This window comes from Aeribacillus sp. FSL K6-8210 (genome assembly GCF_037963925.1).
GTDB classification, from domain to species: Bacteria; Bacillota; Bacilli; order Bacillales; family Aeribacillaceae; genus Aeribacillus; species Aeribacillus composti.
Genome location: NZ_CP150172.1, coordinates 543,455 through 560,125, shown reverse-complemented (window position 1 = coordinate 560,125; position 16,671 = coordinate 543,455). Strand labels below are relative to the sequence as shown.

General features: G+C 37.6%; 15 protein-coding genes. 2 read left to right on the top strand and 13 right to left on the bottom strand.

Features of this window, described 5'->3' with window-relative positions; all coding sequences use genetic code 11:
- Nucleotides 1–613: 613 nt before the first annotated feature.
- Nucleotides 614–1,663 (bottom strand): DctP family TRAP transporter solute-binding subunit, encoded by a 1,050-nt coding sequence (locus NSQ41_RS02860; RefSeq protein WP_339198676.1) that lies wholly within the window; start codon nt 1,661–1,663, stop codon nt 614–616.
- A 133-nt stretch (nt 1,664–1,796) separates the two neighbouring features.
- Between NSQ41_RS02860 and NSQ41_RS02855 the strand changes: the two genes are divergently transcribed.
- Both NSQ41_RS02855 and NSQ41_RS02850 read left to right on the top strand, forming a co-directional pair.
- Entirely contained in the window at nt 1,797–3,374 is a 1,578-nt protein-coding gene (locus tag NSQ41_RS02855) for a sensor histidine kinase (RefSeq protein WP_063386326.1), read from the top strand.
- Nucleotides 3,375–3,437: 63 nt separating this feature from the next.
- Nucleotides 3,438–4,088: a response regulator gene (locus tag NSQ41_RS02850; RefSeq protein ID WP_339211594.1), complete on the top strand. Its 651-nt coding sequence runs from the start codon at nt 3,438–3,440 to the stop codon at nt 4,086–4,088.
- A 612-nt stretch (nt 4,089–4,700) separates the two neighbouring features.
- Here the strand turns inward: NSQ41_RS02850 and NSQ41_RS02845 are convergent.
- The 12 genes from NSQ41_RS02845 to pdhA form a co-directional block, all read right to left on the bottom strand.
- Nucleotides 4,701–5,648, bottom strand: a complete 948-nt coding sequence (locus NSQ41_RS02845; RefSeq protein WP_066246910.1) for a sugar-binding transcriptional regulator — start codon at nt 5,646–5,648, stop codon at nt 4,701–4,703.
- An 816-nt stretch (nt 5,649–6,464) separates the two neighbouring features.
- Complete coding sequence (locus NSQ41_RS02840; protein ID WP_066246911.1) at nt 6,465–7,217, bottom strand: SDR family oxidoreductase; 753 nt, start codon at nt 7,215–7,217, stop codon at nt 6,465–6,467.
- Nucleotides 7,214–7,909, bottom strand: coding sequence for an SDR family oxidoreductase (locus tag NSQ41_RS02835; protein ID WP_165381940.1), 696 nt, complete (start codon nt 7,907–7,909; stop codon nt 7,214–7,216). The genes NSQ41_RS02840 and NSQ41_RS02835 overlap by 4 nt, the downstream gene beginning before the upstream one ends.
- A 21-nt stretch (nt 7,910–7,930) precedes the next feature.
- A complete protein-coding gene (locus NSQ41_RS02830) occupies nt 7,931–8,956 on the bottom strand; it encodes a zinc-dependent dehydrogenase (RefSeq protein WP_130157758.1) in 1,026 nt (341 codons plus the stop codon).
- 14 nt (nt 8,957–8,970) lie between these two features.
- On the bottom strand, nt 8,971–9,399 hold the full coding sequence (locus tag NSQ41_RS02825) for a hypothetical protein (protein ID WP_130157757.1): 429 nt from the start codon (nt 9,397–9,399) through the stop codon (nt 8,971–8,973).
- A 76-nt stretch (nt 9,400–9,475) separates the two neighbouring features.
- Nucleotides 9,476–9,760, bottom strand: a complete 285-nt coding sequence (locus NSQ41_RS02820) for a PTS sugar transporter subunit IIB (RefSeq protein WP_066246917.1) — start codon at nt 9,758–9,760, stop codon at nt 9,476–9,478.
- 25 nt (nt 9,761–9,785) lie between these two features.
- Nucleotides 9,786–11,171, bottom strand: coding sequence for a PTS transporter subunit IIC (locus NSQ41_RS02815; RefSeq protein WP_339210951.1), 1,386 nt, complete (start codon nt 11,169–11,171; stop codon nt 9,786–9,788).
- Between the two features lie 54 nt (nt 11,172–11,225).
- A complete protein-coding gene (locus NSQ41_RS02810) occupies nt 11,226–11,693 on the bottom strand; it encodes a PTS sugar transporter subunit IIA (protein WP_066246921.1) in 468 nt (155 codons plus the stop codon).
- Nucleotides 11,694–11,923: 230 nt separating this feature from the next.
- Nucleotides 11,924–13,306, bottom strand: a complete 1,383-nt coding sequence (lpdA, locus tag NSQ41_RS02805) for a dihydrolipoyl dehydrogenase (protein WP_339210948.1) — start codon at nt 13,304–13,306, stop codon at nt 11,924–11,926.
- Nucleotides 13,307–13,320: 14 nt separating this feature from the next.
- On the bottom strand, nt 13,321–14,652 hold the full coding sequence (locus NSQ41_RS02800; protein ID WP_339210946.1) for a dihydrolipoamide acetyltransferase family protein: 1,332 nt from the start codon (nt 14,650–14,652) through the stop codon (nt 13,321–13,323).
- A 16-nt stretch (nt 14,653–14,668) separates the two neighbouring features.
- Nucleotides 14,669–15,652: an alpha-ketoacid dehydrogenase subunit beta gene (locus tag NSQ41_RS02795; protein ID WP_063386333.1), complete on the bottom strand. Its 984-nt coding sequence runs from the start codon at nt 15,650–15,652 to the stop codon at nt 14,669–14,671.
- Between the two features lie 20 nt (nt 15,653–15,672).
- The gene (gene pdhA, locus NSQ41_RS02790; protein ID WP_339210944.1) at nt 15,673–16,653 is read right to left on the bottom strand and encodes a pyruvate dehydrogenase (acetyl-transferring) E1 component subunit alpha; all 981 of its coding nucleotides are present in this window, start codon (nt 16,651–16,653) and stop codon (nt 15,673–15,675) included.
- Between the last annotated feature and the right edge of the window lie 18 nt (nt 16,654–16,671).

The following is a 16,671-nucleotide window of genomic DNA, read 5'->3' as shown; positions in this document are numbered from 1 at the left end:
ATTAATCTTTTTGTTCTTTTTGGTCTCAAAATTAATTTGAATGGCCAAAAATGAGAAAGGATCAGCACCTCCCTAGTCATTCTGGGAAACAGAAGCAGAAACTCTTAATAGATTCATTTTTGCTTTTCAACTACTCCCGCTTAAAGTCTAACGAGCTTGTCACTCCAAAGAAACGTAAACGGCTTGTTCTCCTTCCTTAACAGAGCTGGTTAACTACTGCCCAACGACTCTCATGCTTCAGTCGTAACTCCAACGATGACCATTTTCATAACCGATTGTCCATTTGTAACCCAAAAAAAAATCAAAACACAACGGGCGATAAACCATGAGATCGAGTTTCTTAGAATCATTCATTCGTTTCAAATAGTTACTGCCGATAAGCTGAAAGGTTTTATTTCAGCCATTCCTGTAAAGAAAGTTCAGCCGCTGTGATGTCCATGTACTTTATCTTACATCTTTCCACCGAATGCTCGTTGGACTATTTCTTGTGGTGTATCATGCGTAAAAATGGATGAGAGCGGCGAATATAACACCTCTTTTTTTTCTCTCAAATTCCATAAAAAAAGACTGCCGCCTCGCGGACAGTCCATTTTTTGCTGAAACAATGGCTAGTTCAGCTTGCTGCATTTCTTATTTCTTTTAATAGCTTTCCATATTTCGCTTCATATTCTTGGTAAAGCGGCACAAATCGTTCCTGCCATTTCTTTCGCTCTTTTTCCGTTAACGTATGAATATGTATATTTGGATTTTGCCTCATTTCTTCAAGCTGTCTTATATTTTGCTGTTTCGATTGCTTCATATTCCAAGCTGTCGTTTCTTCTATTGCTTTCATAATTTGTTTTTGAACGTCTTTAGGTAGCTGATTCCAAAATGTTTCATTGACCATTACGACATATCCTAAATAACCGTGATTGCTAATTGTTACATACGGATGAAATTGATAAAATCTTTTTGAATAAATATTCGAAATTGTGTTTTCTTGTCCGTCAAATGCTTCCTCTTCTAATGATTCATAAACTTGATCAAATGAGAGGGCAATCGGTTCCGCTCCTAACATGTTAAATTGTTTTTTTATGACTTTATTAGGCATGATCCGAAATCTTTGGTCTTTGAAATCATCCGGATTTTTCATAAACATTTGACTATTTACCATTTGTTTGAATCCATTTCCCCAAAAAGCCAGTCCTTTAAATCCTTTCGGTTCTAACATACTGAGCAGCTCTTCGCCAATTTTTCCTGTTAAAACCCTTTCAACATTATCATCGTTTTGAAAAATAAACGGTAAATCTAACACTTCCCATTCCGGAACCAATTTTGCCACGTTTGAATAGGAAGGAGCAATCATTTGCACTTTGCCTTTTCTTAAAGCTTCTATTTCATCTTTATCTGAATATAATGAACCGTTTGGAAACACAATCACTTTTACTCGGCCCTTCGTCTTTTCCTCGACCAAATCTGCAAACCTTTGTGCAGCCAAGCCTTTTGGCGTATCCTCCGCCACTACATGGCTGAAATAGATTTTAATTTGCTCTTTTAGCCCCTCTTGCTCATCATCGTAAACCGGTGGATCATTTTGAGATTGTATAATGATATTATAGGAAAATAACGCAAAGGCTAACCCGGCACATACTATAGCCAAATACCTCACGATTTTTTTCTTCATGATTCATCACACCATTTGTTTTTGATCATTTTAACATAAATTATACCAAGCATGCTCTTTCTCTAAAGTAAAGGAAAGCAAATCTGTGATAAAATAAAGCAAGTATGAACGTTTAGCTAAAAGAGGTTGCCTTATGAAGCGATTACCAATTATATGGAAAATAACAGGTTTAATTTTTATTATTGTCTTTTTATCGCTTTTTTTCGGAGGATTATTTATTGTAAACGAATATTTAAACCAAAAAGAAGAAGAGCTTAAACAGCAATCTATATTAGCTGCGAGGACGGTTGCGGCGCTGCCTGAAGTCAGAAACGGGCTCAATGGAAGCTTGAAAGATCGCCAGCTGATTCCTTCGATGATTGAACGTCTTCAAATCATTAACGGAACAGAATATATTGTTGTGCTCGATATGGATCGTACCCGCCTTTCCCATCCGGTCAAATCTTTAATCGGAACAAAATCGGAAGGAGAAGATGAAGGTCCTGCCTTTGCCGAACACACATATACGTCAAAAGCAAATGGAGAAATCGGCACTGTTATCCGCGCCTTTGTACCTGTCATGAATAAAGAACATAAACAAGTTGGAGTCGTCATCGCAGCCTATAAGCTTCCAAGCTTATATGAGCTGCTTGCAAATTTAAAATCGCAAATTTTTTCGATTTCTTTTCTTGTCTTACTATTAGGCGGTTTGGGGGCCTGGCTCCTGGCAAGACATATAAAAAAGCAGATGTTTCACTTGGAGCCTTTTGAAATAGCTAAAATGCTAGTTGAACGGACTGAAACATTTAATGCTATGCACGAAGGAGTCATTGCCATTGATAAAAATGAACGTATAACTATTTTTAATGACCGTGCCAAACAAATGATGGGCATTGAAGGAGATGTGATCGGAAAGCCGATTCGCGACGTTATTTCCGACACCCGACTCCCGGAAATATTAGTAATTGACCGTCCTATTTATAACAAAGAATTGCAGGTAAGGAATCTAAGCATTTTAAGCAATCGCATCCCGATCAGAGTGAATAACGAAACGGTCGGAGCTGTCGCCATTTTCCAGGATCGAACTGAAATCAAAAAGCTTGCGGAAGAATTAACCGGAGTGAAAGCTTTTGTCCACGCGCTTCGTGTTCAAAATCATGAACATATGAACAAATTGCACACGATAGCAGGTCTCATTCAGCTTGGACATAAAGAAAAAGCGTTAGAATATGTATTCAAAATAACGGAAGAGCAAGAAGAGCTGACAAACTTTTTAACTGAACATATTAAAGATGAAAGCATATCGGGCCTTTTACTCAGCAAAATCAGCCGGGGCAAAGAGCTCGGAATTAAAGTAGTCATTGACAGAAACAGCCATTTGGAGCGATTTCCAAAAAATATCGATCATAACGACTTGGTGATCATCATTGGGAATTTAATTGAAAATGCTTTTGATGCCTTTCAAGAGTCGACTGATCCTGACAAAGAAATATTCGTCAGCATCGATCAAAATAAAGAAATTTGCACGATATTAGTTGAAGATAACGGTCCTGGCATAGACGATTCTGTATTACCGAACATTTTTGAAAAGGGTTTTTCCACAAAAAACAAGCAAAATCATGGAATAGGCTTATATCTGGTCAAACAAATTGTTGACCGAGCAAACGGTCACATTCAGGTTGAGTCGCAAAAAGGTATGGGAACTACATTTATCATCACATTTGATATGTAAAAAACAAAGGGGGCAAAAAATTTGAACAAAAAAATTAGTGTATTGTTGATTGAAGATGATCCCATGGTTCAAGAGGTGAATAAACAATTTATCCAAAAAGTCGACGGCTTTACTGTGATTGGAATCGCAGGGAACGGAAAAGAAGGCATAGAGCTTGTTCGGGAATTGAAACCTGAACTAGTTATTATAGATATTTACATGCCTAATCAGGATGGATTAGAAACGCTTAAGCAAATCCGGTCAGAGGGTCATTCCGTAGATGTCATTGCGATTACCGCTGCGAGAGATATGGAAACTGTTCGCCGTGTCCTGCAAAACGGCGCTTTTGACTACATTATGAAACCGTTTAAATTTGAACGGCTCCAACAATCATTAAAAAACTATTTGCTTTATCATAGCCAGCTGAAGGAAAAAGAAAAATTAACGCAAAAAGATGTAGACACTATGTTGTTAAACAATAAATTCAAGAAAAAGCCAGAGGATCCAGAACTGCCTAAAGGGTTGAACCAAGTAACACTTGATAAGATTATCCGTTTCCTTCAAAATCAAAAAGAACCGATTTCCGCTGAAGAAGTTGCGGAAGGAATCGGTATTGCACGCGTTACTGCACGAAGATATTTAGACTACCTGGCGAAAATCAAAAAAGTCTCAATCCATGTTCAGTACGGCAGCATCGGAAGACCTGTCAATCGATATATGTTTCATTCTGATTAAGCTTGGCTAGAGGCGAAAAACAAACGAAAAAATCATTGAGCTGGACCACTTTTCTCATTTTTAAATTGCTAGGACAAATAAATGCTATGTTGGCTTTATCAGGGGAACAGTCATCGCACGTTGAATACTAATGGTGTCAATTTTCTCTTACGGACATTTTCTTTTTTAATCGGGACATAGAAAGGCTTTCGAACCTACATTATGAGTTCTCAATAAACAACGATTATTCTAAAAACGAGTTCAGAATTTTTCGCCGACTTTGCCTTTCAATGCGTTGAATTTTCAACTTTTTCCCTCCTCCCTTGCTTTCCTTCAACCTATTGTCCGCTCTTTATCTGTTCCTTCGCCATTACCATTTTCAACTTTGCTTTTAAATTTTTTACCCCACTTTTTTAGTGGAATAACTGCCTTGTAATGATCCGTTACAAAATGCCCCATGCTAAACAAAGACGCGTGATTTTTTTAAGTAAGCGTCGACGTTTTAAATCGGCAAAATATTTCAGCAAAATCAAAAAAACTCCAACTTCAAAACTTAATGATTTGAGAGTTGGAGCATAGTATTTTTATTTAATTTTTCTATAAATCGGCCCATGGGATTGAATTAACAGGGTATTACCAGTTTTCAACAATTGCTGCAGCAGTCTGTTCATCGATAATTAAAACATTTATAAATCCACCGTTTAATGCAGCTTTTATACTTTCAAGTTTGTGTATCCCTTCAACAACAGCAATTACTTGATTAATTTTTTTCAGTTCTGTTAAAGTAACGCCAATTACTTTGTTCGTAAAAGAGTCGATAATAACATTTCCAAAATCATCAAAAAAACGAAATCCGATATCTCCGACTACACCGAGCTTGCGTAAATAATTTAAATCTTCATCACTCAAATAACCTAACTTCCGCAATGTAGATGACCTATGCGGGTTACCAATTCCGATGACTGCTATATCGACATTTCGTCCTTCTTCAAGCACTGCTTCTATATCCTGCATTGCTAATAATCTTTCTTTTAATTCTTCTGTCTCTACAATCGCAGGAGCGTATAAATAAGAGCATGTACAATTTAACTTTTTTGCCAGTTCATATGCCAGTTGATTTGCATGAATTTCAACGTATTTTCTTCCCATACCACCTTCGAGCGGAACTATATGTATATCTTCATTACGTACATATGGAAATTCCTTTACAAGTTCGGCAAGTGTAGTTCCCCAGGAAATTCCGAGACGTTTTACGTTTTTTAAATTTTTAGAAAGATAATAAGCACCTGCTCGTCCTACCGCACTCTTTACCAAATCAGGAGTTAAACCTACAGAAGGAACAACAACTGCATCCTTTAAATTAAAATATTTTTCCAGCTTCTGTTCCAATTCAACTGTATGGATACTCTCATCTTTTATATATATTTCAATAATTCCTGCTTCTTTTGCCTTTTGTATCATTTTCGAAACAATCGGTCTAGACACGCCAATCTTTTTGGCAATTTGCTCTTGTGTCCATCCTTCTGTGTAATATAAAGTCGCTATCTTGACAAGTTGTCTCCTTTCTTCCCACGTTAACATTTCTTCACCTCTTTATTTAACCATCAGCATTGTTAAAAATAACTTATATTAACTAACCTTTGACTTAAATTAATCTTATTCCTCAAGTTGTTATATTCAAAAAATTTTGTAATATTTTTAAATATATGGAAAATACATGGTCTTTAATCAGTATAAAAAATCCTTATAATTAGAATTTCTAATTATAAGGATAATTCCCATGGATAAGGATAACACAAAAAACACAACAAATGAACTAATAAGTACAATGAATAAGCAAGAATTTTCTGAGTTGTTCAATTTGATTCATCAAACACGTCAAGAAACTAACGGCCTTAAGTTTCAACACTTGAGTAAGATAGCCTAAATGAAAAGCATACGAAAGATCTAAAATGGGGAATGGTGAAAGTTGTTGCCAGAGCTGAGAAGGACTATTTCTGCAAGAAAAAAAGCAGAGTGTGGAGTCAACATTAAAAATTTGCAATAATATAACTCAACGATTCAGTTATAAAAGGCTTGACATGGAGCCTCCAGAGGCATGATTTCACTCGAAACGCGACACATCAAAGTGTTTTGATAGGCAACAAGCCTATCATGCCTCTCACTCCATATCAAGATGGTGTTTTTCGATGGAAATGGAGTGGTTCACGTTTTCATGAGCGAAGTGGCTCAATTTTATGTGAGCAAAAACAATTATGAACGAAAAACACATATAGCTATTGTTTTTTGAACATAAAGTTGCCCCAATACAATATTGACCATTATTTTTAAGATGAAAAAACGGTTCTTGTAAAGCTTAAGAAATAGATGATCAAGTTCAAAACTAATCAAGTGAACTTAACCGCTTTTTGGTCTAAATGTTCTCCCGCCATCTGCAATAATGATTTGCCCATGAATATATGCTGATTCTTCATTAGACAAAAAATTAGTGAGATTTGAAATATCAGAAGGTTTACCTAGTCGGCCTATCGGAATTTCTTTTTTTAGAGTATTTTTGGATCCCTCTGAAGGATACAAGCGGTCAAGCATGTCCGATTCAATTACACGAGGAGCAATCACATTTATGTTAATTCCTTCTTTACCTAGCTCTCCTACTAAAGATCTCATAAATCCAAAAGCACCACCTTTTGAAGCAGCATAATGGATACCTCCGCCTGAACCGGTTATGGCAGAACCAGATCCAATGATTATAATACTACCTCCATTTTTATTTTTCATTAATGGCAACACTGCTTTTGTACTGAAAAAAAGTCCATGTAAATTTACAGCTATTGTTTTTTTCCACGATGCCCAATCAATATTCAAAAAAGAAACTTGTTTCGTAATCCCTGCAGAATAAACAAAAATATCAATCGAATTTAAAGTTTCTTTAACTTTTGTCATCATATTTTGAACGCTTTCCCAGTTCGATACATCTACTTCAAAACTAAAAATGTCATTTGGTCTTCCGCTTTCATTGATTAGTTGATCAAGTGCTTTTTTATTAATATCAGCTACTGCTACTTTTTTTCCCCTTCCGGCAAAGTCTAAAACAATCTGTTTTCCAATGCCCGCCGCTCCTCCAATTACCAATACATTCTCTCTATTCAATGAATATTTTCCTCCTCTCCAAGGAAAATTATTTCGCCTTTTAAATGTGTCGCATATGGAGAGCATAAAAACAAAACTGTGTTTGCAACTGCTTTACTGAGAGAAGACAATGATGTTGATGTTTGAACGATATCAGGAGAAATGCTATTTACACGTATTCCAAATTCACGGAATTCCCTAGACAATCCTTTAGTCATTGAATTTAATGCGCTTTTCGACGCTGCATAATGGGGGCCGATTTCACCGGTGACTGCCGCGGTTGCTGAAATGTTAATAATGTTTCCCTCCCCAATTCTTAGCATGTGTGGAATCACTTCCTTGCTGCATAAGAACGGAATATCAAGGTTGAACTCCAACGTTTCAATCCAATCATTAGGATCTAAATCCTCAATTGTTTCTTTTGACAAAACATGAATATTATTGATTAAAATGTCAATTTTTCCACTATTCTTTGCAATTTTTGAAATAACTTTTTGAACCTCTTCTAGTTTCCTTAAGTCGCCTGAGATGACCTTTGCTGTTCCGCCGAGTGAGGAGATTTCTTTAGAAATTTGCTCAATTTTGTCCTCCTCGTTAAAATGATGAATCCATACCTCAGCGCCAGATAAAGCAAGTGCTAAACATATCTCTTTCCCAAAAATAAAATTACTTCCAACCACGATCGCAACTTTATTTTTTAACTTTATTTCCAAAGGATTTTTCACCACCATTTATTACGATTTAATCAATACTTTTAGGACATTCTCTTTAGTACTGTGTGCACATTGAATGGCTTCATTCAGCTGTGATAAATGGAAACGATGTGTGATCATCTTATCCGCTTCTACAACACCCATCTTAAGTAGTTGTAATGCTTTATCGTAATTATATGGATTGGATGAATAGGAGCCAACAAGTTTAATTTCGTCTTGAAAAAACCTATCCGCCCGTAATGGGACAAGGTCCCTCTTAAACGGAGCAAATACTAATATTGTCCCACCTTTGCCTACACATTCCATTGCTTCCGTCAACAGATGATTAACACCAGCTGAAATAATAACTACATCTGCCCCTTGACCATCTGTTATTTCCATTATTCTGTCCCTCACATGTTCATTCTTGCTATTTATGATATAGTCCGCACCAAATTCTAATGATTTGTTTAACCGAAATGGGTTAATATCACTTACGATTACTCTGTCAGCTAAGAAATATTTTGCCAACTGAATTTGAATGCACCCTATTTGACCTGCCCCCATTATAAAAACTGTATCTCCAGGATTTAATGCAATGGACTCAAATCCATGCAAACAACAAGCAACTGGTTCTACAAAAGCTCCTGTTTCAAAGCTCATAGCAGATGGCAATTTTCCCATTGTATGTTTTACATGAACAGCAGAGACTCGAATATATTCTGAAAAACCACCAGGATCTAGATTTGTTGCTTTAAACTGAGTACATAAACTGTAATTTCCTCTATTACAATAATGACAGGTGAAGCATGGTACATGATGGGCAACAAAAACACGATCTCCTTCTTCAAATTGTGTAACATTTTTACCAACTTGTACAATTTCCCCTGCTACTTCATGCCCTAATACTGTATTAGGCGGTACAGTTCCATCGACTACTTTATGAATATCAGTTCCACATACACCACATACCTTCATTTTTAATAGAACTTCATTTTCACCTATTTGAGGAATTGGTCTTTCTTCATACCTTATATCCTCCCTATCATAAAAGACAGCAGCTTTCATATTGATCTCCTCCACTAAAGTACGCGAGCACCTCTATTTATTAATTCACTTAATAATTCAGAGTAACCGTCCATTTTATATGAAATCCAATATCTTCCGCCAAATATTCGCGGGTTACCTATGCGAATGTATATTTGGCCAGCAAAATCATATTTTTTTATTTTCATTTCATTTTTAACTTCACTCCAATCATATTTATGCTGTCTGCCAAATCCTTCAAATAAAATTCCTTCTTTCGTTACCGTGATAGAAGAAGGAAATTGTAAACCAATAACGGAGGATAATATTAAAAAAGGCATAACAATGATTAATAGTTTATATAATTCATTATGTTCATCAATAAGATAGCCATATATCCCATAACCAAACAAACCAACCATTAAAATCAAAGGAACAAAATTTTTACTGCAAACCATCCATTTACTATACCTATACTTTTTCATAACAACCTCCGAATTGAAAGAAGAGTTAGATTTCTTTTTAAGGAATTTGAAATCTAACTCTTTTTCCAGATACATGTTACTTGTTTAAATATTCAATAATTTTGTTAATATCATCATCAATCCCAACACCCGTTAAAAAAGAGACAGTCTGAATAACTGGCACATCCCCAACATTACTTACTGGTGTTGTCGTAACGATTACATCAGCATTTTCAGCTTTTACAGGCACTTCTGCAGCCTTGCATTGTTCAACAGCTACATTGAATCCTTTATTTTTTAAAACTTCTTCAATCTTTTTGGCTACTACAGTAGAAGTGGCAACAGCTGTTCCGCAACATACTAAAATTTTTTTCTGTGCCAAATTTATTCCTCCCTCATATTTTTTGCTATTCTATATTTTTATTATTCTCTTCCAAGATTCCCATTTCCTTTGCGAATTGCTTTTTGATATCATTTCTCACCCAATACCAAATCAACCCATATAGTATTGCGCATATAATTGCAGCAATAAAATAAGGATTTGTTGGGTCCAGTAAACGAACGATGATCCAAGGAATAACATGAGATCCTAAATCAATACCAGAAATCAACGAAGCTCCCTCAGGAAAATCAAAACCTACTGCTCTTCCCATTGTTGTTGCCAATTCCGCTAAATTCGTTGCTATAAAAAGAACAATCATGATCGTAATGATAGCATTAATTAATCCCCTAACAATATTTCCTCTAGCTGCTGCTACAGCCCAAATGACGGTAAAAGGCAGAACCGCTAAATCTGTAAATGGTAACATTTGATTGTATGGAAGAATCACGGCCAAAAGAATCGTTATAGGAACCATAATTAAAGCTACTGCCATATTTGCTGGATTACCAATTACAATAGCAGCATCTAATCCAATATATACGTTTTTTCCAGGAAATTTTTTATTAATGTAATCTCTTGCGCCTTCAGAGATAGGGATCAGCCCTTCCATAAGGAGGGATACCATCCGAGGCAAAAGAACTAACACAGCTGCCATTTGTACGCCAAGTGTTAAAATTCCCTTTAAATCGTAGCCTCCAAGGATACTAATTAGCATTCCTAAAATTAGCCCCATCATCAACGGTTCCCCAAATATTCCAAATCTTTTACTTAAAGTTTCAGGATCTGCATGAATTTTGTTAATTCCCGGTATTTTGTCCAATATTCTATTTGTTGCGTAAGTGATTGGGGCAAAATTGACCGTTTCCGAGTGCGCTAAAGACACGCCTTTTAAGCCAAAATGGTGTTCAACAGCTGGTGCTGTCCAGTCGGCTAGTTTTAATGTAATCGCAGAAACCACTAAACCTACAAACAATGCAAGTATCATATTGTCATAAGCATAATAAGTAACAGAAGCTGCAAAAATTAAATGCCAAAAGTTCCAAATATCAACATTTAAAGTTTTAGTAAAATTAATCGACAATAAAATAACATTTAAAATTAGTACTAAAGGACTCATAAGTGGAGCGACTGGAGTACCAAATGAAATAGCTGCACCAATCGGCCAGCCAACATCTAAAATTCCCAACTCCAAACCAAGTTTTTTGACCATTGCCTCTGTAGCTGGACCTAATGAATTAGTTAAAAGAGTAATGACAAGGTTTACTCCAACAAAACCAATTCCAATTGTCAAAGCAGCCCGAAATGATTTTTTAAATCCTTGTTTTAAAATCAATCCGAAAATTGTCATTATGATAGGCAACATGATGGATGGTCCTAAATCAAGAATAAAATCAACAGCTTGTTTAATCATTTCACCCACCCCCTGTAATAAATAAGGTATTTAAAACGCTTACATTTTAAAATATTAAAAATTGAATTTATTATCTAATATTTTGTATATTTCAGCTTTTTCCCTAGCATTTTTTAATTTAAACATTTCATCATTATTTTGAAACATTTCCATCAATTTTTCTAACATTGTTAGCTGCTTATTAGGATCTTTAATTGCTAGTATAAAAACTATTTCTACTTCTACAGATTGAGATGGATTTCCCATCATTTGAAAAGTCACAGGTTCACGAAGAACTGCAACACCAACAGTTGGAATGTTAACATGTTCGGGATCCGTATGTGGAATCGCTACCCCCATATTTTCAAGAGGTAAACCAGTAGAATATACTTTTTCCCTACTTAAAACAGCTTTAAGAAACGATTCCTTCACATAATTCTTTTTTTTCATTTTTTCAAACATATAAGTAATTACATCTTCATTCGTTTTTTTATCGACATCCAAGCAAATGATATCTTCATCTAGATGTACAAACTTCTCCATAAAACCATCTCCCTATTGCTTTATAAGGAAAGACAATCATTTGGAACATTCTCATCCCCTTTCCAAAAGTTCTTTAATATTACATTTGTTAATAATATTTTAAATTGTTAGAATTATCGAGTCAATACTTTTTAATTAAATTAGAAAAAATAAGAGCTTATTTACAAATTTGTTTTACTAAATGTTAATTAGTATAACAATTGTAAATAAGCCCTTTTTACATCACGCTATTATTTTTTACTTTTGTCTATAATGTTTCTTGCGACGTCAAAAAACGATTCAGATATGGTTGGGTGAGGATGAATCATATTGGCCAGTTCTTCTACAGTGCCTTCCAGGGATATGAAAGAGGAAGCTTCTGAAATCATTTCGGTCACGTGTGGGCCAACCATTGTGACTCCAATTATTTCTCCATATTTTTCATCATACACTATTTTTATAAATCCTGATGTGTCGCCAGAAACAAGCGCTTTTCCATTTCCGGCAAGATCAAATCTTTCAGCCTTTACTTGCAGCCCTTTGCGCTCGGCCTCCTCTTCTGTCAAGCCAACACTAGCTACTTCTGGAAGCGTAAAAATGCACCTGGGAACAACTTTTTCATCCATTTTCCGTTCACAGCCTGCTGCGTTCGATGCGGCAACAATTCCTTCCATATATGCCGCATGCGCCAGCTGATATCCTCCTATGACATCGCCGACAGCATAAATATTCGGATAGCTCGTTTCCATTTTTTCGTTCACTTTAATAAAAGACCCGTTTTGTTCTAGCTTTACTGCCTGAACGGCAGATAAATTAGGTTTTCTTCCAACGCTTACTAAAAGCGCCTCCCCTTCTACCGATACCGATTCGCCTTTTTCATTTAGACATTCGACAATGGTTTTGTCTCCGTTTTGTTTCACGCTTGTTACTTTCGCATCTGTTAAAATTTGGACTCCTTTTTTCTGCAGCGATTTAGCAAGCGCTTTGGAGGCGTCAGCATCTTCAGTTGGGATAATCCGTCCGGCCATTTCAATGATCGTTACATTTGTTTTTAGACTGGAAAAAATAGTCGCTAACTCCACCCCAATGACTCCGCCGCCAATTATGGTTAGGGAGCTTGGTATTTTTTCAATATCAAAAATGGTATCGCTTGTATAAAAAGACGCAGAGTCCAGTCCATCTATTGGGGGAACGGAAGGGGATGAACCGGTTGCCACAATAATTTTGTCTGCTTGAACACGTTCCTCTTTTTTATCCGAAACTACTTTTACAATATTTCCTTCTTCTACAAAGCCTTCTGCCTCATATACATCAATTTTTCCTTGCTTTAACAAAAACATAACACCGTTTCTGAGACGGGAGATGACTTCGTCTTTGCGCTTTTTCATTTTGTCTAATGAAATCGTGATGTTGTCCGTTTGAATTCCCCATTCTCTTGATAATTCAATTGCCTCAATAATTTCAGCGTTTTTCAACCATGTTTTGGAAGGGATGCAGCCTCTATTTAAACATGTGCCGCCCAAAAAATCTTTTTCGACTAGCATTACTTTTTTTCCAAACCGAGCTGCATGAAGTGCTGCCATGTAGCCTCCTGGTCCACCGCCAATTACTGCAATATCATACGATTTTGTCAAATTGAGCCCCCTCCTTATAAGATCATTTCATACGGGTTTTCAAGAATGCGTTTTACTTCAGCCAAAAATTCTGCAGCAGGTGCTCCATCTATTACACGGTGATCAAAAGACAGGCTGACTGTCATCATCGGCCGAATGACGATTTCCCCGTTGACTACTACAGGTTTTTCTTGGGTTCTACCAACACCTAAAATGGCTATTTCCGGCTGATTAATAATCGGTGTAAATACATCTATCGGATACATGCCGAGATTGCTGATCGTAAAGGTAGAGCCTTTAAGCTCGTCAGCCCGGAGTTTTTGTTCCCTTGCACGTTTGCTTAAATCTTTTGCTTCTGCACAAATAGCGGCCAATCCTTTCTGCTCAACTTGTTTAATTACCGGCACCATTAAACCGTCTTTTACCGCAACTGCCACTCCAACATTAACTTCATTTTTATAAATGATTTCATCATGCTCCAAATGAACGTTCACTTCAGGGAATCGTGATAAAGCTGTACCGACTGCTTTGATAATAATGTCTGTATAAGTTAAACGGAATCCAGTTTGTTTTTCGACAACCGGAAGAAGCGCTGTTCTCATTTCGATTGCTTTTGTCATATCAATATCGCTGGCCAATGTAACATGTGGAGCAGTAAATGCGCTTTGCACCATTCTGTCGGCAACCACTTTCCGCAATCCGGATAGTTTCTTCCGGACTTCAGGCTGCTGAGCTTTCTGACTTGATGCTTGAATGGCGTTGATAACATCCTGTTTCATCACCTTGCCTCCTGCACCTGAGCCTTGAAGCGCCTTCAAGTCTATATTCTCATGCTCTGCAATTTTTCTTGCCAGCGGCGATACTTTCGGTTGTGCCTTTTCTGTTTCTAAATATTGTTTCACATCTTTAAGGTGTATGCGTCCTTTTGGCCCGCTTCCTACAATGTTTCGAAGATCCACTTGCGCTTCTTTTGCTAAACGTCTTGCGGCAGGTGTGGCTCTTACCTTACCATTCTCATTGCTTTTTACTTCGACAGCGCCTTCGTTTGTTTCAGACTGTTCAGTTTTTTCACCGGACTGTTCGGTTGATTCCTCTGATAAAGCCGGCGGTACGTCAGGAACCTTTTCCCCCGGTTCGCCGATATATCCGATCACTTGATTGACTGGGATTTGATCATCCGGTTGGAAATATTTTTTCAACAATGTTCCTCTGTCATATGCCTCAACTTCGATATTGATTTTATCGGTCATTATTTCAAATAACGGTTCGCCGATCTCAACGGATTCTCCCTCTTCTTTAAACCATTGAAGGAGTGTGCCGACTTCCATCGTACTGCTCAGCTTCGGCATAAAAATTTCTTTTGCCATCGGTTCTCCCCCCTTTTTATTTAAATTGAACCGTTTCTTTTACTGCTTTTATAATATCCGGTACTTGCGGGACAGCTGCTTTTTCTAGATTCGGATTATAAGGAATAGGGACAGGCAGCCCGCCAAGACGTTTGATTGGGGCATCGAGATAATCGAAGGCCTCGCTCTCTGCAATGACACTAGCGATTTCACCGCCATATCCTCCGCGTTTTACAGCTTCATGGACGACTACAACTCTACCTGTCTTTTTCACAGATTCGACGATCGTTTCTTCATCCAGCGGGACAAGTGTTCTTGGATCGACAATTTCGACGTCAATTCCTTCTTTTTCAAGCTCTTTTGCCGCTTCTAATGCTTTATGCACCATAATCGCTGTTGCAACAATCGTCACATCTTTACCTTCCCGTTTAATATCCGCTTTTCCTAATGGAATCGAGTATTGTTCTTCTGGAACGTGGCTTTTTGTTTTGTAAAGGAGTTTGTGTTCGTAGAAAATAACTGGATTATCATCGTCAATCGCTGCTTTTAATAATCCTTTTGCATCGTAAGCTGTTGACGGCTGTACGACTTTCAGCCCCGGAATGTGCGCCATCCAAGCTTCTAAACTTTGAGAATGCTGGGCAGCTGCGCCTGTACCTGATCCGGCAGGAGTTCTTACAACCATTGGAACTTTCCCCTTACCTCCAAACATGTACCGGAGCTTTGCAGCTTGGTTCACAAGCTGATCCATAGCGATTGTGATGAAATCTGAAAATTGAAGCTCCAAAATCGGCCGCATGCCTGTCAGCGCTGATCCGACAGCCGCACCTGCAATGGCCGCTTCAGAAATTGGCGTATTTCTCACGCGTTCCGGACCAAATTCCTCGATCATCCCCCGCGTGACACCAAATGCACCGCCGTAAACCCCGATATCCTCGCCTAATATATAAACATCTTCATTTTTTCTCATTTCTTGACTCATTGCTTCTCGAACTGCTTCTAAATAAGTGATCTCTCTCATCGCTTTTCCCCTCCTTAAATTTACGCATAAACGTCTTCAAGCAATGTATCAACAGACGGTTCTGGACTGTTTTCCGCAAATTTAACAGCGTCTTCAATTTCCTGGAATGCTTCTTCTCTCAGCTGTTCAGCCTTTTCTTCTGTTAATACTCCTTTGTCAATCAAGTACTCTTTAAACCGTTTGATCGGATCTTTTTTTCTCCACTCTTGCTCTTCTTCACGAGTGCGGTATTTTTTTGCATCGCTTTTTGAGTGGCCTTTCCATCGATATGTTTTTGCTTCAATCAGCACAGGGCCCTTCCCTGATCTGGCATGTTCAACCGCTTCATAAACTGTATTCATCACTTCAAGCATGTCGTTCCCATCGATTACTTTGCCTGGAATACCGTAAGCCTGTGCACGATCTGCTATATTTTCAATATTGAACATCTCTTTTACAGACCCGCTCATTCCGTATTGATTGTTCTCGCAAATGAACACAACTGGAAGATCCCAAATGGAAGCAAGGTTTAATGATTCATGGAAGCTTCCTTCATTTGCTGCACCATCTCCGAAGAAGCACAATACAACATACCCCTCATTTTTCATCTTTGAAGTTAATGCCGCACCGACTGCCAGTGGTATGCCGCCGCCGACAATTCCATTTGCCCCTAGGTTTCCTTTCTCTACATCTGCAATGTGCATGGAACCGCCTTTCCCTTTGCAGTAGCCGGTCACTTTGCCAAACAGTTCGGCCATCATTTTATCAACTGTGGCGCCTTTAGCAATGCAATGACCGTGGCCCCGGTGCGTACTAGTAATTTTATCTTTCTCTTGTAAAACAGCAATAGCTCCGGCTGCTGTTGCTTCTTGTCCTACACAAAGGTGCGTCGTTCCATGAATCATTCCTTTTGCAAAAAATTGGTCGACTTTTTCATCAAAATATCGTATCAGCCACATTTGTTTATACAATTCAACTAATTTTTCATCCGTTATAAATGCTGGAAATTCATGATTGCTCATTTCTTCCACCTCTCCTTT